General features: G+C 46.3%; 15 protein-coding genes, 2 tRNA genes and 3 rRNA genes. 6 read left to right on the top strand and 14 right to left on the bottom strand.

Features of this window, described 5'->3' with window-relative positions; genetic code table 11:
- Nucleotides 1–9: 9 nt before the first annotated feature.
- Complete coding sequence (locus LBCZ_RS03685; RefSeq protein WP_025013660.1) at nt 10–753, bottom strand: antA/AntB antirepressor family protein; 744 nt, start codon at nt 751–753, stop codon at nt 10–12.
- The gene (locus LBCZ_RS03680; RefSeq protein ID WP_003575669.1) at nt 754–990 is read right to left on the bottom strand and encodes a helix-turn-helix domain-containing protein; all 237 of its coding nucleotides are present in this window, start codon (nt 988–990) and stop codon (nt 754–756) included.
- 139 nt (nt 991–1,129) lie between these two features.
- Here LBCZ_RS03680 and LBCZ_RS03675 point away from each other — a divergent pair, with 139 nt between their 5' ends.
- From LBCZ_RS03675 to LBCZ_RS03660, 4 genes are all read left to right on the top strand, one after another.
- Complete coding sequence (locus tag LBCZ_RS03675; protein ID WP_025013659.1) at nt 1,130–1,993, top strand: XRE family transcriptional regulator; 864 nt, start codon at nt 1,130–1,132, stop codon at nt 1,991–1,993.
- 54 nt (nt 1,994–2,047) lie between these two features.
- A complete protein-coding gene (locus LBCZ_RS03670) occupies nt 2,048–2,725 on the top strand; it encodes a tcdA-E operon negative regulator (RefSeq protein WP_032959024.1) in 678 nt (225 codons plus the stop codon).
- Between the two features lie 245 nt (nt 2,726–2,970).
- Nucleotides 2,971–3,657: a DUF3800 domain-containing protein gene (locus tag LBCZ_RS03665; RefSeq protein ID WP_025013657.1), complete on the top strand. Its 687-nt coding sequence runs from the start codon at nt 2,971–2,973 to the stop codon at nt 3,655–3,657.
- 253 nt (nt 3,658–3,910) lie between these two features.
- Entirely contained in the window at nt 3,911–5,038 is a 1,128-nt protein-coding gene (locus LBCZ_RS03660; protein ID WP_025013656.1) for a site-specific integrase, read from the top strand.
- A gap of 121 nt (nt 5,039–5,159) precedes the next feature.
- Here the strand turns inward: LBCZ_RS03660 and LBCZ_RS03655 are convergent.
- The 8 genes from LBCZ_RS03655 to LBCZ_RS03620 all read right to left on the bottom strand — a co-directional run bounded on the left by LBCZ_RS03655 (nt 5,160) and on the right by LBCZ_RS03620 (nt 14,457).
- Nucleotides 5,160–5,249, bottom strand: a tRNA-Ser gene (locus LBCZ_RS03655).
- An 8-nt stretch (nt 5,250–5,257) separates the two neighbouring features.
- A tRNA-Asn gene (locus tag LBCZ_RS03650) sits at nt 5,258–5,330 on the bottom strand.
- Nucleotides 5,331–5,337: 7 nt separating this feature from the next.
- Nucleotides 5,338–5,454, bottom strand: a 5S ribosomal RNA gene (gene rrf / locus LBCZ_RS03645).
- 197 nt (nt 5,455–5,651) lie between these two features.
- Nucleotides 5,652–8,569, bottom strand: a 23S ribosomal RNA gene (locus LBCZ_RS03640).
- Nucleotides 8,570–8,788: 219 nt separating this feature from the next.
- Nucleotides 8,789–10,358: ribosomal RNA gene (locus LBCZ_RS03635) — 16S ribosomal RNA — on the bottom strand.
- The 16S, 23S and 5S rRNA genes sit together here with 2 tRNA genes alongside, the layout of an rRNA operon.
- A gap of 469 nt (nt 10,359–10,827) precedes the next feature.
- The gene (locus tag LBCZ_RS03630) at nt 10,828–11,289 is read right to left on the bottom strand and encodes a Fur family transcriptional regulator (RefSeq protein WP_025013988.1); all 462 of its coding nucleotides are present in this window, start codon (nt 11,287–11,289) and stop codon (nt 10,828–10,830) included.
- A gap of 300 nt (nt 11,290–11,589) precedes the next feature.
- Entirely contained in the window at nt 11,590–13,686 is a 2,097-nt protein-coding gene (locus LBCZ_RS03625) for an LTA synthase family protein (protein ID WP_039638771.1), read from the bottom strand.
- A gap of 495 nt (nt 13,687–14,181) precedes the next feature.
- Entirely contained in the window at nt 14,182–14,457 is a 276-nt protein-coding gene (locus LBCZ_RS03620; RefSeq protein ID WP_010493839.1) for a YkuJ family protein, read from the bottom strand.
- Between the two features lie 166 nt (nt 14,458–14,623).
- On the opposite strand from LBCZ_RS03620, the gene LBCZ_RS03615 reads away from it, so the two are divergent.
- Nucleotides 14,624–15,796, top strand: coding sequence for a pyridoxal phosphate-dependent aminotransferase (locus LBCZ_RS03615; protein ID WP_025013777.1), 1,173 nt, complete (start codon nt 14,624–14,626; stop codon nt 15,794–15,796).
- Nucleotides 15,797–15,930: 134 nt separating this feature from the next.
- Here the strand turns inward: LBCZ_RS03615 and LBCZ_RS03610 are convergent, their stop codons facing one another.
- The 4 genes from LBCZ_RS03610 to LBCZ_RS03595 form a co-directional block, all read right to left on the bottom strand.
- Complete coding sequence (locus tag LBCZ_RS03610) at nt 15,931–16,950, bottom strand: lysylphosphatidylglycerol synthase transmembrane domain-containing protein (RefSeq protein WP_025013778.1); 1,020 nt, start codon at nt 16,948–16,950, stop codon at nt 15,931–15,933.
- 12 nt (nt 16,951–16,962) lie between these two features.
- The gene (locus LBCZ_RS03605) at nt 16,963–17,991 is read right to left on the bottom strand and encodes a glycosyltransferase family 4 protein (RefSeq protein ID WP_025013779.1); all 1,029 of its coding nucleotides are present in this window, start codon (nt 17,989–17,991) and stop codon (nt 16,963–16,965) included.
- Between the two features lie 2 nt (nt 17,992–17,993).
- Nucleotides 17,994–19,202 (bottom strand): glycosyltransferase family 4 protein, encoded by a 1,209-nt coding sequence (locus LBCZ_RS03600; RefSeq protein WP_025013780.1) that lies wholly within the window; start codon nt 19,200–19,202, stop codon nt 17,994–17,996.
- 234 nt (nt 19,203–19,436) lie between these two features.
- Nucleotides 19,437–21,137 (bottom strand): APC family permease, encoded by a 1,701-nt coding sequence (locus LBCZ_RS03595; protein ID WP_080769584.1) that lies wholly within the window; start codon nt 21,135–21,137, stop codon nt 19,437–19,439.
- Nucleotides 21,138–21,587: 450 nt separating this feature from the next.
- Between LBCZ_RS03595 and LBCZ_RS03590 the strand changes: the two genes are divergently transcribed.
- The gene (locus LBCZ_RS03590; RefSeq protein ID WP_010493845.1) at nt 21,588–22,130 is read left to right on the top strand and encodes a sigma-70 family RNA polymerase sigma factor; all 543 of its coding nucleotides are present in this window, start codon (nt 21,588–21,590) and stop codon (nt 22,128–22,130) included.
- Nucleotides 22,131–22,443: the final 313 nt, after the last annotated feature.

Raw genomic sequence — 22,443 nt, 5'->3', positions numbered from 1 at the left:
ACATCTCCTTTAATACTCGTTGTCCCAGACGCGATACTTGATGGCGTGGTCCTTAACAACCGCCATGTAGATCTCAATGAGCCGCTTGTCATTGCCGATCACATCAACTTTGTTAGTCTTATTTCGCTTGGATAAAGATTGGCCTTCCCCAGCCATTCGGTTGCGTAGGTTGGTAAGCCGTGTACTCAAGCTGTATCCGCCTCGTTGTTCGACATCTTTGTAGATATCTTTCCGTGTGGCTTGATAATCGTCTCCTCTCATATGTGCGATCTTAGTAATGATGTCCCGAGTTGCTCGGCGCCAGTCCATTGTGGAAATACTTACGATGTCACTGATGGCATTTACTTTTGCATCAACTCGATTCAAGCGTCGCTCTTGTGCGGCTAGCGCTTGCGTAGCTGCAACAGCCGCCCGTGTCGCTGGACTTAGACCGGTCATATCGTGATGTGCCTGCTTATCAATTTCGATAAAATATTGACGCGCTTGCTTGCCTCGATCGGTTCGCTGAATCATTGCAACTTCCTTTGCCATGTCGAGCGTCATGACGTGATCAATCCGTGGACGACCACCAATAGGTTTTTCACTTTTTTGTGATAAACCTTTAAAGTCAGTGTTTTCCGTAAATCCATAGTCAATCATGCGGTCAAACCACTGTGTATATGGCGTATCTACTTCCAAGAAATCGTGTAGCTCGCGGCCGCTTACCGCGATCGTTCCATCATCACGTGTGATGGTCTTAATTAGTTCATTCATTTAAACAGTCTCCTTTCGTTCCGAAAAAGGAACATCAACTTCAAAAAAATATGCCATTGGTACCCCAAAGCCCGTATGAAGCTTGCGTGCTTCTGACAAACGAAAATCAGGACCAGTTCCATTGAGCTTTTTGTTTACATAATTTGGAGTAGTACCAAGAAAACTAGCAACTTTATTTTGCGAAATTCCCCGCGCAACTAACCACCCTTTCAAATCTCTGTATCCAGGATTATTCATGGCTTAACCTCCCTTTATAGTTTCCGTTCCTATCAAGGAACAAATATATCTTAGCCCAGTTCATGCTTTCAGTCAACAAAAAGAGTTCCATTTTAGGAACAATCGTGTTACCATGTTCCTAAAGGAGGAATGTGCAATCATGACAGAAGCCCTATTTGGCAAGAGGCTACACAATCTTAGGCTATTAAAAAAAATGTCTCAGCAGGAGCTTGCAGATAAGCTAAATGACTGGACAGCTAAACATGATCCAAACAATAAAGCTAAAATTAGCAAGAGCATGATATCTCGCTGGGAAAACGGCAAAGCTGATCCACAAATGTTCTATGTACGATTGATAACCAATTTTTTTGGAGTCGATCCCAATGCTTTTATACACGAATCATGGTCTGAAAATGACCAAATTATTGACAATTCAGTCAATAGCAACATTATGACCAAAACAAATGACATTCTCCCTATATATAGTAAGCTCCACCCTGAACGTCAGCAGAAAGTCTACACTTATGCTGAAAAGCAGCTCAATGAACAGCAGAACCCCGACAACGTTGTCAGCTTAGATGAAGCGCGTGTAGAACGTAATCTCGATGAACCAGAGTTCAATGTTGAGGTTGATGGTATTGTGGCCGCTGGCTATGGTGCCTTTAATGATGATCGCGATGAGCCAATGGATACAGTTAAGATTCCGGACAGCGCTATTCCAGCTCACTACGATTACTGTTTTAAGGTTGTCGGCGACAGTATGCACCCTACCTATGATGATGGTGAGTTCGTATTTGTTCAGAAAACGCAAGACGTTACGAACGGAATGATCGCGGTAGTTGATATTAATGGTATGACATTTATTAAGAAGCTGATTTTTGAAGAGAACCGTTTGTGTCTTCGTTCATTGAATGATGATGTGGACGAAAAAACGGGCGAACGTATCTACCCAGACTTCTACGCGGACGAAACCGACAATATTGATGTGATCGGCAAAGTTGTCGGGTCATACGCATTTAAATAATCTTACGTCCAAACCCTGATCGACGTTAAAAGCTGGATTTTTTGGAGGGGAATAATGAAACTACTTATCTTAATTGCCTTTTTGGGATCGCTCCTATTGGCTGCAGTATTTGGCACATTGTCTATAGTTCAACGAAAGGATTCGAGAAAACTAAAACGGAACCTTATTATTACCGCGTTGTCGGCGATAGCATTTATTGCAATCTTTTTTTGGATTGGCACCTATTCGGGAGAAAGCAACAGGTCAGCTGCATCTAGTTCGTCTTCGAAGGCTGAATCGTCAAAGGCAAAATCGTCACAAGATGATGATGACAGTTACGAAGACACTGATAGCGATGACTCTGATGATGAAGAATCATCAAGCACAGAAACATTCAACGCAGCTGACTACAACACTGGGATCACTTATGAACAGTTAGCACGGACTCCAGACGACTACAAGGGCAAGAACATCACTTTAACGGGCGAAGTTATTCAAGTCGTTGAGGGTGACGATGAAACTGATTTGCGTGTTGCAGTTGATGGTAATTATGACAATGTAATCATGGTCGGTTATGATCCAGATATTATGAACGGCTCTCGCATTCTAGAAAATGACAAGATCACCTTCTATGCTGAAAGCTTGGGTACCACCACTTACAAATCTACCATGGGTGGCAAAATCACAGTTCCATTGGCTTTGGCCAAGAAGATTGATGACGCCGGAACTGCTCCCGACGACTATGGTGATTAGTCCTTTCCCCCACGCAAGCAGCATCCCCGTGCAAGCCGGAGAGTGGGGCTTGTATCGCATACCAAGTAAAGGATGTGAGTCATCATGCTAAAAAAGATAGTTGCCATCTTACTCATTGTTTTGTTGGCTGGTGCAACAACCGCTTGCGCTAGTGACCAAGACGATGATCAAAATGTCGAGCAGTTTAACTGAGTGTTGGCTGGATACAAAAAATATTAATATAAAATGATATGGAGACATAACACATGGATGAGACACAACTATCAATTTATATAGACGAATCTGGCACCCTTTGTAAAAGTGATGCTAGTCCTGACTATTTTGTATATGGAGGTTTTTGGTGTACCTCTGATCAGTCTGAAAATATTTCAGCAAATTTTGGCAGAGAATTAATTAGGCTTTTCCCCAGTTGTAAAAATGGTGAGAAAAAAGCTTCGACGATGAAGCATCGAAAAGAGCGAATTCTACTGAGCGAAATCGTTTCAGATAGCGAAGGATCTTTTCATCCTGTGTTTGTTTCTGAATATCTAAAATCTCTAGAAAAACCGCTGAGCACAAAGGAAGAAAAGCAGCTTCATAAGAACTATCTTCTTCGTCGATTTGTCGAAAAGTGTATTGTAGATTTTCGACAATGTGGGTATACATCAGAAACAATAAACGTATACATAGATGATCAGCCAAAAACCAAAATGATTTCATATGATGACTTTCCCAACTATTTATCAAATCACCTTCACGCCCAGTACTATTCTCCGTCATACATTACCTCAAATGCTAAAATAAGCGTAAAATTTATGGACTCCAATTTTGACAGGCGAATACAGCTCTGTGACGTTTTAGCTAATGCAAAGTGGAATCACTATATTCACGGACATAATGATGTTGAGAAGGGCCTTGAAAAATCAGACGTAATAAGACTAAAACTACCGTGACTTAAGCAATACTATATGCTAGAATGTGGTTAAGAAGTAATACTTCTGTCAAATAAGGAGATTCGGCCATTCATGGATTGTGCAGAAATGCACCCTACTCTTTGTTGGAACCCACATTCGTGTGGGTTTTTATTTTGCCTAAAAAGCGCCTACCCAACCGACCAAAGTGAATGGGTAGACGCCTAACAGAACGTGATTGCATGATTAGGTGCAATAGCACCCGTCTTTATTGTAGCACAAGGAGGTGTAAATGATGGCCAGCATTAGTAAACGTGGCAAAAAATGGCAATATCGTGTCTCGTACAAGGATAATGATGGAACACGCAAGTATGTCAACAAAGGTGGCTTCCCCTCAAAAAAAGCTGCTGATATAGCGGCAATCGAAGTCGAACGTCAGCATAATCGCGGTGCAAATTTGGATCTTAACAAGATAACGTTAATCGACTACTGGGACAAATGGATTGAGCTGTACAAATCTGGTAAGCATTCTCGTATCACCGAAGCCCGGTATAAAACAATTCGTAAACAGTTATTAGCCTACTGGGGCGAAAGCCGTGAACTAAAATCAATTTCAAAATCAGACTGGCAGGGGTTTATCAATGAGTTTGGCAAAAAAAGGGCTAAAGATACAGTCAGCAAATTGAATGGCTATGTTCGCTCAATGGCTGATTCTGCCGTCGATGACCAAATAATATATACTAACTTCACTCATAACGTCGTCCTCACTGGTAATGAAGGCCAAGCAGGAATCATCAAATATTTGCAAGTAAAGGATTTGCGCAAGCTCGTCAATTACTGCCTAGAATTTGCAGACTACGAGCATATTGCTTACTACATCATCGCAACCGGGGCACTGACCGGAGCTAGGTATTCTGAAGTTCTTGGGCTCACGTGGGATCGTGTTGATCTTAAAAAGCGCGTTGTGCACATTACAAAAACGTGGGATCACAGATATGGCAGCGGCTTTGCTGCTACTAAGAACAAATCAAGTGTACGTGACATCGACATCACGAGAGAACTTGCAGACTTGCTTTTACGTCTCAAGAAAGAACAGCAAGAGGTCTACCTTGCTCAGGGATATCGTGATAGCAAACAACTATTATTTCGCAGCATACGGCATAACATGCTATCGAGCACGGCAATTAATAAGGATCTAAGGACGATCGAGAAGACTCTCGACATTTCCCCCGCGATTACTTTCCATGGGCTTAGACACACTCACGTTTCCTATTTGATTGCCAATCACGTTGACATTAACTATATTTCAAAAAGACTTGGGCATGCCAATACAATGATCACTCAAAAAGTCTACGCTCATCTTCTTGAAGATCAAAGAAAAGAGCAGGTATCCCAGACGCTACAAGCACTTTCAAGACTTTAGCTTGTGCACATTTTGTGCACCGGAGGGAAAAAACAACCGAAAATAAAAGGAAACAAAAATCCCAGAATGCCTTTATACCAGCATTCTGGGAAGCTATAGAAAGCATCTAGAAGCATAAAAACGGAGAGTAAGGGATTCGAACCCTTGATACAGGTAAAACCCGTATACATGGTTTCCAACCATGCTCCTTCAGCCTCTCGGACAACTCTCCATAAAAAACTCCGGTTGTCAGGCTCGAACTGACGACAACCTGATTAACAGTCAGGTGCTCTACCAACTGAGCTAAACCGGAATAAACAGCGTGGCAGCTTCCTACCCTCGCAGGCAGTTTCCCACCAACTACTCTCGGCGTGAAGAAGCTTAACTTCTGTGTTCGGCATGGGAACAGGTGTATCCTTCTTGCTATCGCCACCACACTTATGAGAACTTTGCGCTCTCAAAACTGGCTATCATTGTTGTTTTTGTGTTGTCGGGAACCAGTGTATTTCATCGAAACGCGTTCGCAGTCGCAGAAACCTCCACATAAGAACCCTGAATCCATTGGCCAAAACCCGGCCAACGAACTCAGGCCCGCTTATGCTCCGGTTTCTAAGCGCTCCTGCTCACGCTCTACTTGGTTAAGTCCTCGACCGATTAGTACTGGTCCGCTCCATGCATCGCTGCACTTCCACTTCCAGCCTATCTACCTGATCATCTCTCAGGGGTCTTACTTCCATATAGGAATGGGAAATCTCATCTCGAGGGGGGCTTCACACTTAGATGCTTTCAGCGTTTATCCCTTCCGTTCATAGCTACCCAGCGATGCGCCTGGCGGCACAACTGGTACACCAGCGGAACGTCCATCCCGGTCCTCTCGTACTAAGGACAGCTCCTCTCAAATTTCCTGCGCCCGCGACGGATAGGGACCGAACTGTCTCACGACGTTCTGAACCCAGCTCGCGTACCGCTTTAATGGGCGAACAGCCCAACCCTTGGGACCGACTACAGCCCCAGGATGCGATGAGCCGACATCGAGGTGCCAAACCTCCCCGTCGATGTGGACTCTTGGGGGAGATAAGCCTGTTATCCCCAGGGTAGCTTTTATCCGTTGAGCGATGGCCCTTCCATACGGAACCACCGGATCACTAAGCCCGACTTTCGTCCCTGCTCGACTTGTCAGTCTCGCAGTCAAGCTCCCTTCTACCTTTACACTCTGCGAATGATTTCCAACCATTCTGAGGGAACCTTTGGGCGCCTCCGTTACATTTTAGGAGGCGACCGCCCCAGTCAAACTGCCTACCTGACACTGTCTCCCGTCACGATCAGTGGCGCGGGTTAGAGTGTTCATACAGCTAGGGTAGTATCCCACCAACGCCTCCATCGAAACTAGCGTTCCGATCTCTACGGCTCCTACCTATCCTGTACAAGCGGTACCAACACTCAATATCAAGCTACAGTAAAGCTCCATGGGGTCTTTCCGTCCTGTCGCGGGTAACCCGCATCTTCACGGGTACTATAATTTCACCGAGTCTCTCGTTGAGACAGTGCCCAAATCATTACGCCTTTCGTGCGGGTCGGAACTTACCCGACAAGGAATTTCGCTACCTTAGGACCGTTATAGTTACGGCCGCCGTTTACTGGGGCTTCAATTCTGGGCTTCGCTTGCGCTAACTCATCCTCTTAACCTTCCAGCACCGGGCAGGCGTCAGCCCCTATACATCATCTTTCGATTTAGCAGAGACCTGTGTTTTTGATAAACAGTTGTTTGGGCCTATTCACTGCGGCTGACCTTGCGGTCAGCACCCCTTCTTCCGAAGTTACGGGGTCATTTTGCCGAGTTCCTTAACGAGAGTTCGCTCGCTCACCTGAGGATACTCTCCTCGACTACCTGTGTCGGTTTGCGGTACGGGTAGTTTATTTCTCACTAGAAGCTTTTCTTGGCAGTGTGACATCAGGAACTTCGCTACTTTAATTTCGCTCCCCATCACCGCTTGTCCTTATGGTCGCAAGCATTTCACTCGCCACCAGACTTGCGGCTTGGACGCACTTTTCCAGCCGTGCGCTTTCCTTAGCCTCCTGCGTCCCTCCATCGCTTAAACAAAATAAACTAGTGCAGGAATCTCAACCTGCTTGTCATCGACTACGCCTTGCGGCCTCGCCTTAGATCCCGACTAACCCTGGGAGGACGAGCCTTCCCCAGGAAACCTTAGTCATACGGTGGATCAGATTCTCACTGATCTTTCGCTACTCATGCCGGCATTCTCACTTCTAAGCGCTCCAGCCGTCCTCACGATCGACCTTCAACGCCCTTAGAACGCTCTCCTACCGCGCACCCTGACGGGTGCACCCACAGTTTCGGTATTATGCTTAGCCCCGGTATATTTTCGGCGCAGTGCCACTCGACTAGTGAGCTATTACGCACTCTTTAAATGGTGGCTGCTTCTGAGCCAACATCCTAGTTGTCTGTGCAACGCCACATCCTTTTCCACTTAGCATAAATTTAGGGACCTTAACTGGTGATCTGGGCTGTTCCCCTTTCGACAATGGACCTTATCGCTCACTGTCTGACTCCCGGAGTAAGATCGATGGTATTCGGAGTTTATCTGAATTCAGTAACCCTTGATGGGCCCCTAGTTCAAACAGTGCTCTACCTCCATGATCCATCCTCCGAGGCTAACCCTAAAGCTATTTCGGAGAGAACCAGCTATCTCCAAGTTCGTTTGGAATTTCACCGCTACCCACAACTCATCCCAGCATTTTTCAACATACATGGGTTCGGTCCTCCAGTGTGTTTCACCACACCTTCAACCTGGTCATGGGTAGGTCACTTGGTTTCGGGTCTACATCTGCCTACTCATTCGCCCTGTTCAGACTCGCTTTCGCTCCGGCTCCGACTTTTCATCTTAACCTCGCAGGCAAACGTAACTCGCCGGTTCATTCTACAAAAGGCACGCCATTACCCCTTAACGGGCTTTGACTAATTGTAGGCACACGGTTTCAGGAACTGTTTCACTCCCCTTCCGGGGTGCTTTTCACCTTTCCCTCACGGTACTGGTTCACTATCGGTCACTAGGGAGTATTTAGCCTTGGGAGATGGTCCTCCCGGATTCCGACGGAATTTCACGTGTTCCGCCGTACTCAGGATCCTGGACGGAGGGTCCGCCGTTTCGTTTACAGGGCTTTCACCTTCTATGGCGCAGCTTTCCAGCTGACTTCGACTACGTCGAACTTTGGTAACTCCAATGTCCAGTCCTACAACCCCGAGAAGCAAGCTTCTCGGTTTGGGCTCTTCCCACTTCGCTCGCCGCTACTATGGGAATCGAGTTTTCTTTCTCTTCCTGCGGGTACTGAGATGTTTCAGTTCCCCGCGTCTGCCGCCGACAAGCTATGAATTCACTTGCAGGCAATACACTGATGTGTACTGGGTTCCCCCATTCGGAAATCTCCGGATCAAAGCTTACTTATAGCTCCCCGAAGCATATCGGTATTAGTTCCGTCCTTCATCGGCTCCTAGTGCCAAGGCATCCACCGTGCGCCCTTTGTAACTTAACCTGTACTGACTTGCGTCAGCGGTTATGCGATGCGAATTTCTAAATTAGAAACTCATACAAATACGCTGTGTTCTCGGCAATTTAAAACATTTACAACAATGATATCCAGTTTTCAAAGAACAAAGTCGCACCCGCTAGGGTGCTTGAGGGTCGTCCCCTCAAAACTAAACAAAGTTTCGTGTGTGCAGGTTTCCGTCAGACTTAAAGTCTGTTTCCTTAGAAAGGAGGTGATCCAGCCGCAGGTTCTCCTACGGCTACCTTGTTACGACTTCACCCTAATCATTTGTCCCACCTTAGACGGCTCGCTCCCTAAAAGGGTTACGCCACCGGCTTCGGGTGTTACAAACTCTCATGGTGTGACGGGCGGTGTGTACAAGGCCCGGGAACGTATTCACCGCGGCGTGCTGATCCGCGATTACTAGCGATTCCGACTTCGTGTAGGCGAGTTGCAGCCTACAGTCCGAACTGAGAATGGCTTTAAGAGATTAGCTTGACCTCGCGGTCTCGCAACTCGTTGTACCATCCATTGTAGCACGTGTGTAGCCCAGGTCATAAGGGGCATGATGATTTGACGTCATCCCCACCTTCCTCCGGTTTGTCACCGGCAGTCTTACTAGAGTGCCCAACTCAATGCTGGCAACTAGTCATAAGGGTTGCGCTCGTTGCGGGACTTAACCCAACATCTCACGACACGAGCTGACGACAACCATGCACCACCTGTCATTTTGCCCCCGAAGGGGAAACCTGATCTCTCAGGTGATCAAAAGATGTCAAGACCTGGTAAGGTTCTTCGCGTTGCTTCGAATTAAACCACATGCTCCACCGCTTGTGCGGGCCCCCGTCAATTCCTTTGAGTTTCAACCTTGCGGTCGTACTCCCCAGGCGGAATGCTTAATGCGTTAGCTGCGGCACTGAAGGGCGGAAACCCTCCAACACCTAGCATTCATCGTTTACGGCATGGACTACCAGGGTATCTAATCCTGTTCGCTACCCATGCTTTCGAGCCTCAGCGTCAGTTACAGACCAGACAGCCGCCTTCGCCACTGGTGTTCTTCCATATATCTACGCATTTCACCGCTACACATGGAGTTCCACTGTCCTCTTCTGCACTCAAGTTTCCCAGTTTCCGATGCGCTTCCTCGGTTAAGCCGAGGGCTTTCACATCAGACTTAAAAAACCGCCTGCGCTCGCTTTACGCCCAATAAATCCGGATAACGCTTGCCACCTACGTATTACCGCGGCTGCTGGCACGTAGTTAGCCGTGGCTTTCTGGTTGGATACCGTCACGCCGACAACAGTTACTCTGCCGACCATTCTTCTCCAACAACAGAGTTTTACGACCCGAAAGCCTTCTTCACTCACGCGGCGTTGCTCCATCAGACTTGCGTCCATTGTGGAAGATTCCCTACTGCTGCCTCCCGTAGGAGTTTGGGCCGTGTCTCAGTCCCAATGTGGCCGATCAACCTCTCAGTTCGGCTACGTATCATCGCCTTGGTGAGCCGTTACCTCACCAACTAGCTAATACGCCGCGGGTCCATCCAAAAGCGATAGCTTGCGCCATCTTTCAGCCAAGAACCATGCGGTTCTTGGATTTATGCGGTATTAGCATCTGTTTCCAAATGTTATCCCCCACTTAAGGGCAGGTTACCCACGTGTTACTCACCCGTCCGCCACTCGTTTTAAGTCGAATCTCAGTGCAAGCACCGTTCATCGACCAAAACTCGTTCGACTTGCATGTATTAGGCACGCCGCCAGCGTTCATCCTGAGCCAGGATCAAACTCTCATATAAATATGAGCTGTTCGAATAGCTCGATTTGTTGTTCTAGCGAATTGACTTCGCAAATGTTACTTTTTGCCTCGATACCGAAGTATCAAGGACCCTGCACATTTAAACGAAACTTTGTTCAGTTTTCAAAGGACGATCTTGCCAAAAGACAACTTTGATAGATTATCATGCCAACAAACGAGTGTCAACACTTTTTATTAATCAGCTTCACAACAAGATTATGAAGCGCCTTCTATCACTTTCTAAAAAGAAAGTTCGGTTTTTGACAGCAATAATATAATACCAGTAACCTCGTCGGCGCGCAAGCATTTTCCTCAAAATATCTGCATGAATCATGGTCGTAAAATGCTTGTCACAAAGGAAAAGTATCCACTCACAACTTTTCTTGCAAAATCAAAAAATGCGGCAATCAGGCTAGGCCTGATTGCCGCATAAACTGAAATAACTTAACTTTTTCGACGCAAATTATTGTTCACTTTGTATGCTGCTTTGCTGGCTTCATACCCAATTTAACCTGGCAATCAGGACAAATACCGTAGACTTCAAGGTGATGACCGCTCACCTTAAATCCGGTTTCTTTGGCAGCAACGGCTTCAACGTCTGTCACTCCTGGGTAGGTAAAGTCAAAAATCTTACCACAATTTGTGCAGATCGCATGGTAGTGCGGTTCAATTGGAAAATCAAAATGTGTTGCCGCATCATTGGAAGACATTTCTTCAACTAGATTAAGGTCCACCAACAGACGCAAATTGTTATACACCGTGGCAACACTCATATGCGGAAATTGCGGTGAAAGCTTTGCATAAATCATCTCGGCTGTCGGATGTGCAGTGCTGTCGATCATGTATGAAATGATCGCTTCACGCTGTGGTGTGACCCGAATCTGCTTTGCTTTGAGCAAGTTAATTGTCTTGTTATAAACTGCCTGATTCATCGCCAACCTCCTAATTTATAAACATTATCATCTAGTAAAATTGTACGCCTTTTTCTAATGTAGCACAACCTTTACTTACAAAAGTTTAGAATTTCTCAGTACTAGATACTTAAGACTCACGCATGAATTTGTGTACACCAAAACGGATTAACCCTCAGCGACAACCCTGATACATCTAATTTGGCCAAGGGCTTTGGTCATAATGTCACCTTTACACATTACAAAGCGCCCTACGAAGACAGGCTATCAATTGAAAAAAGCAGCGCCTCAGTGGGCACTGCTAAACCATAATCATCATGACTACTTTGAGTCATCGCTGCTATCGTCATCACTACTACTTTTAAGCTCAGGTGCATCGGTTTTGTATTCATCCACCGTAGACTTACCCTTATTTTGCGCCTTCAGACTCGTACCGTCTTTTTGGGCAGCTTTGAGCTTCTTCTTCGTATCGGTTAACTTATACGAAAAGTCACTGCGATCGACTTTTTTAAAGCCGCTTGGCGTATAGAATCGGAGAAGGTCGCCGTTAATCACGCGATCTGACAAGGAAAGTTCAGTCGTCACGCGGTTGGTAGCCGCATCAACTGTCTTTTTCTGACTGGCTGATAGTTTGCTGATCTTCTTGCCAGTGCTGGTGTTAAAGTACTGACTTCCCACCTTGGTAAAGTCAGGCGTCACAAAATCCCCGTTTCTGAATGCAACTGTTTGTGGATGGTTGGGCGACAGCAAATCGGAGCCAAACTGAACGGTGTTGTTGTCCTTGACCCCAAGCAGATTCAAAATCGTTGGTAAGGCATCAATTTCTCCACCGTACGTGTGATTAATGCCACCTTTTAGCCCTGGCATGTGAATCATAAACGGCACCCGTTGATACATAGCGTTGTTATAGTCATTAAAGCCGGGGATGTTGGTTAACTTAGCCATCGCCTTCTTATGGTTGTTAGAAATCCCATAATGGTCGCCGTAGAGCACAATCATCGACTTATCATACAACCCGGTTTCTTTTAACCAATTGAAAAATTCACCCATGGCTTCGTCAAGATAGCGCGCCGTCTGCACATACCCGTCTACCGTGTCATCGCCTGTATCGGTTTTACTGATCGTTTGGTTGGCCTTATCTAGAGTATACGGATAATGGTTGGTAACCGTGATCATTTTGGCATAAAACGGCTGAGGTAGCTGTTCAATGTATTGAGCCGAATCTTTAAGGAAGATCTTGTCTTTCAGACCATAGCCCACGTCATAATTCTTACCGCTTGAGAAGTAATTCTTCGAGAAGAAGTAATCATACCCCCAAGACTTATACGTATTATCGCGATTCCAAAAGCTTGGTACATCCCCGTGGAATGAAGCAGTCGTGTAGCCATGCTGATCCAAAATAGCCGGAGCTGCCTGGAATGTGTTGGTCGTGCCATCTGTCACCATAGCTGCGCCTTCAGGTAAGCCAAATAATGAGTTCTCCATCATCATTTCGGCATCCGCGGTTTTACCTTGGCCAACTTGATTAAAGAAGTTATCAAACGATAAAGTGTCAGATTCGTGATACAGCTTATTCAAGTTTGGCGTGACTTCCTGGTCATCCCATTTGAAGTCGATCATAAACTGCTGCAGGCTCTCCAGGTGGATGATGAAAACATTTTTACCTTTTGCCACACCCGTGTATTCCGCATTTGGGGCAACGCGATTTTTGTTTAAGTAATTCAGTACTGACTTAACATCGCTCGAATCGGCATTAGCTTTGGTGGCGCTGTTTTTAGCTGTCTTAACCCCATCGACAACCGTGTAAGCATTCAGGCCGAGATACTTGACGATATAGTTGTTATCAAAAGTCCGGGTCAGCAAACCAGAACGATCGCTGTAGGCCATCGCCAAGTTGGCGCCAAACATCAATACCGCCAGCAACGAAACACCGAGAGCAAACCGTTTTTTGATCGGGCGAATATCCATGCGAATCACTTTAAACGCCAGCAACAAAATCAAAACCACAACGTCAACAAAAACCAGGAAATCCGTTGGTTGAACAATCCCCATGATCCCTTTGTTTAAGTTATTGGAAACTGCTCCCGATCCTTTGATCAACGCAAACGTCAAGAAGTCTGAGAATTCCCGATAATAAAGCACATTGGCAAAAAGCCAAACAGACGTCAATGCATCAATCACCAGCATCGTGACATACGATTTTCGTCCGGACATATATAAAGCAATGCCAAAAAGAAAAAGCGTTGTCGGGATGGGATTAATCGCCAAAATCAGATGTTGAAAGCTGCCGGTGATTCCCAAGTTAAATTTGGCTTGATATGCCCAGTACGTCTTTGCCCAGAATAAGACAATGGCAAGGGCCAAAAAGCCGAGTCTTGTATTGAAAAAACCTCGAAGTTTAGTGCCGATCTGGTTCATTTGGAGCCTCCAAGTCATTGTTTAATGTCAAAAGTATAGCACATTCGCTAGGATAACCGCTTGTTTCTCAAAAGACAAATGTTCACCGTTGATTAAAGCTTAATTATGGGCAATCTTAAAGAAGCCTTAAAATGGGACGTCCGGATATCGTGGAGAACGAGTGTTGTATTATTTACGGTGCGTGTCATGCGAAGCTCTGCTTTCCATAGAGCTGTTCACCGGCACAGAAGTCTGCATTGTAAGGACCTTGGTCGCAGTGGTCAATGATTTCTTACTGGGGATTGTTCTATTAGAGGCAAAAAGCTAATTGATTTTCGCTTTCTATAACGCGTTCGCAGTCGCAGAAATCGGAGTGTAAGTGGCCTCAAGCCTAAATGGCAAAACCCAGCCATTTAGGCTTGAGGCCACTTACACTCCGATTTCTAAGCGCTCCTGCTCACGCTCACATAAAAAAGAGGCCAACCCTTTCAAGTCCGCCTCGTTCAGCACTCAGACTTAAGCCTGGTCGCTGTCGTTAGTATCATTAGTGTCCTCGTCTTCATCAAAATCCATCAGATCATAGATTTCCATGGCCGCAAGATCGATGTTGTCAAACTGGAAAGTCTGGTGCGTTCCAAGTTCTTCAAGTTCATAAGTTTCGGTCTTGGGATCGTATGTCACGAGGCCCTTTTCATCACCATTTTTTTCGAAGCGGCGTGACTGTGTCTCGCCGTCGCCTGTCTGCATGGCTTCGAGGCGTTTGATGATGGCCACGAGCTGTGATTGTTTCATAAAATGGCCTCCTAATTTTCCTATTTCAAGAAATAGCTTAGCATAAACCGCCGCCTCTGTGGGAGAAATATCACTTCAAATTGCAGTTTTATCCGCTTTGATAACGTTGCGCGACGACGGGTAAATGGACTATGCTATTTGCAACCTACATATAAGGAGCGCGCGTATGACATTGCAGCCACTAAATGAACAATTACCGGCGATTGAGGTCAGTGAAATCCGGCAATTTGATGAAAGTGTCAGTAAAATTCCCGGCATTTTGAAATTGACCTTGGGTGAGCCTGATTTTAACACACCAGAACACGTTAAACAGGCGGGTATCGCGGCCATTCAGGAAAACTATTCCCATTACACCGGCATGGTCGGTGATCCTGAATTACGGGCAGCGGCCCAGCATTTTTTCAAAACTAAGTATGGAACGGATTATGATGCCGCGGATGAAATCCTGGTGACCGTGGGGGCGACCGAAGCCTTAGCAACAGCAATTACCACGATTAGCGATCCAGGTGATGCAATCCTGGTTCCCTCCCCCATTTACCCCGGCTACATTCCGCTTTTGACTTTGAATCATGTGACCCCGATTTATATCGACACCAGCAAAACTGATTTTGTATTGACGCCGGAGCTCATCGAGGCCACCATTGCTGCCAACCCTGATGCCAAAATTAAGGGTATCATCCTGAATTACCCTAGCAATCCCACGGGCGTGACCTACCACGCTGCCGAAGTTAAGGCCATCGCCTCGATTGCCGAAGCACACGACCTTTATATTATTTGTGACGAAATTTATTCTGAGTTAACTTATGACGCTACCCATATTTCAATGGGGCGTTACGCTTACGATCGGACATTCGTCGTCAACGGCTTATCTAAATCCCACGCCATGACCGGCTGGCGCATCGGTTTCCTGATGGGTCCGCGTCACTTAATCGCTGAAGCCAAAAAGGTGCACCAGTATCTCGTTACTGCCGCAACTACCATTGCGCAACGTGCCGGCATCGAAGCTCTGACTAAGGGGGCAGACGATGCCCAGATCATGAAGGCGGCCTATATCAAACGGCGCGATTTTGTTTATGCTGCCCTTATTCAAATGGGCTTTGAAGTAGCCCGCCCTGATGGTGCTTTTTACCTTTTTGCCAAAATTCCTGAACGGCTTCATATGCATTCGCGTGAATTTACCCAAGCGTTAGCCAATGAACAGAAACTGGCCCTGATTTCCGGAACTGCATTCGGCCCGGGTGGTGAAGGCTACATCCGGATCAGTTATGCCGCCTCAATGGACGACCTTAAAGAAGCGGTCAAACGGCTGCGTGCTTTCATCGCCAGCCGCACTGACTGATTGCTGCCAAAAATGTACTGACTGAACACAGCACCTAAAAAAGTGACGTTAGAGACAATCTTGATTCATGTCTCTAACGTCACTTTTAATTTGTCTGAATCTTTACGCACAAACCGTAGCGCAAGACCTGATGCTCAGGAAACCTTATCCGATTTCTTGGGTGGTAAGGCCATCGCAATGATGCCGCAAATCATGCCGAGATAATAAGTTAAAAAACGCCACAATAACATCCCTAACACCAACTTGGATGGCGAGGCAACATACGTCGCAAACAGCGTCTTAAAGCTGTATTCCGCACCGCCAGCACCGCCAGGAATCGGGAACAGGCTGACGATCATAACGATCATGACGTGCAGAACAATCACCTCAACAATGCTGACGTGATTAACCCCGAGTGCCAGAAGAACAAAATACGGCACTGCATAATAAAGCAACAGCTGCACCAACGTCAGTAAACAGGCCTTGATCACGCGCACTTTTTCCCGCTTTAAATGCAGGCTTTCCGCATAAAACGTATCGATTTTATGATCAAGATCGGTCTGCATCGCCAGTTTTCTTTCCGGCTTCACAAACCAGCCAACCGGCACCATGATGAGTCTGACCAGCCGGTTGGTAAATTTGTAATAGTACATCACCATCAACAAACCGACAATCATGATGACATGAATGACAAAGCCAAACACAATAAATAAAGCCAGCGCGCCGAAATGTCTGGAAACCTGATCAAAACCGATGACCAACGTTAAAATGAAATTGATCAGGACCATAAATTGATAGACGACAAACTTCATCAAAAGCACCGAGCTCGCGCGACCCGCCTCAACGCCGCTTTGCATCAACGCAAACAGCTGAGCCGGTTGACCCCCGGAAGCCATTGGCGTAATTGCGTTGAACAGCTGCTCGACCAGTGGCACTCGCAGCGCCGTCTTAAAATTCAATGTGTCCGTCCCGTTCTTGATAAAAATCTGGACGACAAACGTTTCGACGATCCATGAGCCGAACATGAGCAAAAAGGCCACCAGCAACCACTTGAGATCAAGTGATAATAACTCGTGCACCAGCTTGGCGCCATTCAAATCACGCGCTTCGTAAATAAAAATGCCGGCGCCAATCAGAACCATGATTAGGACGGCCAGTTTGTTCTTCCGTGTCATATAATTCCTCGGCTATTGCTTCCCTAACGCGGCTTGCTTTACGTAGAAATCGTGCCAGATCTTTTCAAGGCGGCTTTCCGCATAAACCTGCGCTGCCTGATGACTTTTAGTCGCATAAGTTGCCAACAACTCCCGATCATCCGCCAAGGCTCGAATCCGCGCCTGCATATCATCGACATCAGCCGCGGTAATGGCATAAGGGGTGATGATCTGCTGGTAAAGCTCAAGATCACGTACCATAACCGGCGTACCGGTTGCAAAAGCTTCAAGCACCGACATCGGAAACAGCTCTTCAAAAGACGGCAAAAGAAACAGGTCCGCCATGTTATAGTAATCAATCATGGTTTCCCGCGGCATAATGCCGGTAAAGTCCAGGTTTGCCGGCGCATTTGCTACTGCCTGCTTAAGCCGTTCATAGCCTTCAGTGATCCGGCCAAATGAAAATCCGCCAGCCCATACAAACCGAAAGTCAGGATTCCTTTGGGCCAATTTGATAACATCACCGACGCCTTTCCGATCTTGCACCTGACCGGCACCAAAGATCACAAAGTCATCGGGCTTAAACCCATTCGCATGGCGCAATGCCTGCCTTTTTTCGGCCGACACTGGATGAAACGTCCGTTGCGAAACAAAATTCGGAATATACGTCACTTTTTCGGGACTGATCCCATAAGCTTCCAATTTCGGAATGAAATTGGGATTGACCACGACCAATTCATCCATCCGCTTATAAAAGGCAAGCGTATATTTATCAAGCGTCCACCGCGCAACTCGCGGCAACTTTAAGCTGGCATCCAACGTGCTGGGAACAAAATGAACAAATCCGATTTTTCGACCTCGTTTTTTGGAAAAAGTTGAGGCGTAAAACTTAGGATCAATTGTATGATAATGGCTAATGTCACTGCGCGTATAACGATTCACATTGATTTGAAACTCATTGGCAAAGTCATGCTTGAGCAGCCCCATTAATTCTGTGTAAACTGCCCCCACGCCTTGCCCCGCCACTTTATTAGCGGACGAAAACATGTTAATAACGATCATAGTTAGCCTTTCATGGTCCGTTTACTCGTACTTTCATCGGTCCATGGCGCAGATTCATCAGCTTCTTTAGGCGAATAATGACTGATAACATCACGATAGAAATCAAGCACGCGATCCCCGAAACGATCCGCAGAAATGGCAGCTAGTTTTTCAGCACGCGGTTTAGGGTCATCATAAGCGTTAGGATGACGCAGATAATTCACAACTTGATGAACCATTTCCGCTTCCGTTGAAAAAGTGGTTCCAAGTGCCGGATCATCAAGTAAATGATCGGTGTAATCGCCTGACAAAGCCACCACTTTTCGATCTGCCGCCATGGCTTCAATGTAGGTTAACCCCTGGGACTCCGAATCACTTGCCGACACAAAAACATCGCCAACCCGGTAATAATCACCCACATCATCATGATTGATTTCACCGGTGAATCGCACATGATCGGCAATTTCTAACTCGGCGGCCTGTGTCTCCAGATCTTCTCGCGCTGGACCGTCACCAACAATTAAAAGCACGGCGTTAGGAATCTGCGCCAAAATGGCCGGCATCGCACTGATCACCTTGTCGATCCGCTTCTCATAAGCAACCCGACTGAGTGAGATCAAGACCGGTACATCAGCTAGGCCCAGCTTTTCACGAAGATGCGGATCTTTTTGCTCGGCAAATTGGGTTAAGTCAACTCCGGTCGGTATGATCTTAATCTGCGTTTTAACACCATAGCGCCGTAACGTGTCGTAAACCCGTTCAGACGGCGCAATCACGCCACTGACATGATAAAGAAAGGCGCGCGTAAATTGCTTCACATGATAAGGCTTTAGCAGATGGCCATTTAAAACATAGTGCAGGTAATCTTCATACATCGTGTGATAAGTATGGATGGTTGGAATCTTAAGTTGCTTTGCCACAAATTTGCCGATGTAACCCATTGAAAACTCGGTTTGTGTGTGGACAATATCCAGGTTCAGTTCCTTAGCCACGGCATAAGCATGGAACAATCCGCGCACCGCAATTCGCCGATCGGTAAAGGACACGAATGGCACACTCGTAAAACGGAATAAGTTGGGCTCGACAGCATCATCCGGCACATGTGGGTCAGTGGTCGTAAAAATATAAACCTGATGACCTTTGCGTTCTAGATCGTCCTTCAAGGTCTTGATGGACGTCGCGACACCGCTGACTTGCGGAAAGTAGCTATCTGTAAAAATCCCGATATTCACCTGATCCCCTCCAGACGTCATTTGTTTAGTATAAGTATAAAGATAGGCTTAGCTAAATGCAATTTTCTCACAAACCTTTAGAATTATCTTACCTTGCCGTCAAATTAACCTCATCAGGCAAAAGTCGTAAGTTTTTTCCCAGTCGTTTTGTAAGCATTGTTGAAGCCAAGCCTTTTATAAACTATCTTCTCCATTCGCTATCCATAACATTTTTAATAATAGCCAACAAAGCAATCATCTTTTAGCCGTCTGCTCGGCATGGGTGCTGTCATCAGATGGCGGCATTTTAACTTTGGCATTGACCCGCCGTGCTCTGCGGAAATACTTGGAAAAAATGTGGCTGTTGATTCCCCAGAAGTAGAAAACAATCGCGCCTATCACAATCACCACAAAGTCCATGGGATAGTGAATCCAGTTTAAACCATTAAACTCACGACTGCCAATTAAGGAAATGACCGACAGGAAGATCAGGTAGCCGATCATCCACGCGGACGCTTTCAGCTGTTGCCATGTCGAACGCCAGCCCGAACGCCATTCATAAAATAAATACAGTGGAATGCCTAAGAAGATGACGCCGATGACTTCCACTGTCGTTGGCCACTTCGCCCAATATGCTGCCAGTGAAGTTAACACAAACGCCAAGGGTGCCATGAAACGCAATCTGGCTGACTTAACCGGTCGCTTAAAGTCAGGTGCCATGTCGCGTAATGAGATACCCGTAACCGGACCAGTCAGATAAGCGATCAGCGTGGCCGTCGAAATGACGCTTGCCAGTGTTCCCCAAGACGGGAAAATCGAGACCATGACCATACTCAAGACTGCATTGACTACCATTGCGACTCGCGGCGTTCCGTATTTTTCGTCAATTTTACCGATGAATTTAGGAATATGGTTGTTCCCGACCATGGCCTGAAGTGCGCGCCCTGATGAAGCGACAAACGAGACGCCGGTACCAAATGGCGACACAAAGGCATCCATATAAAGTAAAACGGATAACCAGTGAATTCCTAATAAAGTGGCCAGATCAGCAAATGGTGAATTGAGATTCAATCCTTTCCACCCGTGCGTTGCCAACATGTTCGGCGAGATCGTCGTAATGAAGACACTTTGCAGCAAAATATAGATCACCCCGCTGATTAACAGCGAGATGCCGATGCCGCGTCCGATGTTTTTCTGCGGGCGTTTAACATCGCTGCCCATATTGATCACGGTCTGGAACGCATTAAACGAGAAAATAATTCCTGATACCGATGTTGCCGCAAAAATCGGTGCGCTCCCATATGGCATCAAGCTGGCAAACGAGTGTCCATAATTTTCGGGATGGAAGCTCGACATTGCCAGCAAAATAATCGTCAGCAGTGGCACCCCGATTTTAAAAATCGAAATGAAGCTGGTAAACCGCGTCAACAGCGTGACTGACCAGTAATTAAGCAATGTGAAAATAATAATAAACGCAAAGACGACTAGCAAGCCCTCCGGCGTTATCTTGCCTGCCTTTAAAAAGCCGCGAGTAAAGCCCGCCCATTGCCACGGCCACGACGCCATATACTGCACGGCCGCCACAGCTTCGATCGGCAGCAAGGTGACCAACGAAATCCAGTTGGCCCATGATGCGATGAAACCGACCAGCGAACCATGTGAATACTGGGCAAATTTGCTCATCCCGCCAGACTCAGGAAACATGGTCCCCAGTTCGACATAGTTATAAGCGATGACCCCAATGATGACGCCACCAATGATCCAGGAAAAAATCGCAGCTGGTCCGGCAACTGCGGCTGCTTCCCATGATCCAAAAAGCCAGCCGGAACCGATCAACGAACCAAGCGCCAGCATGACTAATTGAAATAGACCAATTTTATTATCTTTCCCTTTAGAAGCGATAATATGAACCCTCCTTATAAAATGACTTTTATAATTTAACGCAGATTTCTCCATATGTAAAATAACCTGACTCGTAGGATGGCGCCACAAACAAAGTCATGGGACTGGTGGCGCGTACCTGAGATTTTTTGAGGTCTTTGCAGAAATCAATCATCCTTGTCACCTGAAACGAAAAATAGAAACGATCTGTCCTCACATACCGATTTTATTTTGGCAATCGTTAATGTGGGATTTAGTTGAAGCTTCAATTGCGGGATCTCATTTAAAAAAGTTGTCACTTCGGCATTAAATACGCACGCTCTCATTTTTTCGCGAAAAAATAAGAAAATAATGTTATTAATTTTGTATTTTCAAAAGTGCTATCAGTTCTCCTTTTTGCGAGCATACAAGTGATTAAATGGTATAACTGAACAATTGTTCGCTATTCAATTGCAAACGTTTTATTGTAGAATAATCTTGTCATTACAGGGTAATACTGCTAGTTAATCGGAGGGAGGAGGCGATATGAAACAAGTAGAAATAGAACTCATACGTGAAGCTGTAAACGATTCGGCAGCATTTGGCAAACTGTTCGCTCAGTATCGGCCATTGGTGTTGACGGTTTTAAAACCTTACCATCTCAGAGACTTTTCATACGACGACTGGATGCAGGAGGCCCGGATTGCGATGCTTAAAGCCGTTGTTCGCTATGACGGCAGCAGCGGTTCACAGTTTGGCCCCTACTATCGGATGGTTTTAAAATCCCACCTGCGCTCGGTGTTGCGCAAACACTTTGCCCATAAACGCCGCATTGACGCCAACGCTATTCCGGTCAATGACACGTCACTCGAGTCCTTGCATGATCGACTGGCAATTCGCTCAGTTGAAGACGGACTGCTAATGCGCGTCGAATTCTTACAGTTTCTGGAAAGTTTGTCACCCTTGGAATATGAGGCATTTGAGGCGGCCATTCTATATCCGTCCAAAAAGCCCATGCTTGATCGGCATCGACGCGCGTTGGAACGCGCTCGCGCGAAGATTCTGAAGTTCTCGCGGGAAGACGAGTAACAAGAACTCCAAAAAGCTTCCCGGGATTGCTGAAACGCCACAACTGCCTTACCATGGCCGTTAACAACGGACACGGTAAGGCAGTTTTGCGTGATATGAACTTATTTAGCTAAAAACCGGGTTACAAGCCGGCATTTAGCTTAGGAGTGCTTTTATCTTCAACTTTCTGGAATCCTGAGAGTGGCCATAGTCTCATTCCGTTAAAGCGACCACGTTTAGGGATTTGGGACAGCAAACACAAAAAGCTAACCCACAACTTTTAAGCAAGCAATACGCATCAATCCAGCCAAGTTGGAGTGTCAAATCCTTGTAA

The sequence above is a fragment of the Lacticaseibacillus casei DSM 20011 = JCM 1134 = ATCC 393 genome (assembly GCF_000829055.1).
GTDB lineage: Bacteria > Bacillota > Bacilli > Lactobacillales > Lactobacillaceae > Lacticaseibacillus > Lacticaseibacillus casei.
This window is presented reverse-complemented; position numbering and strand designations above follow the sequence as displayed.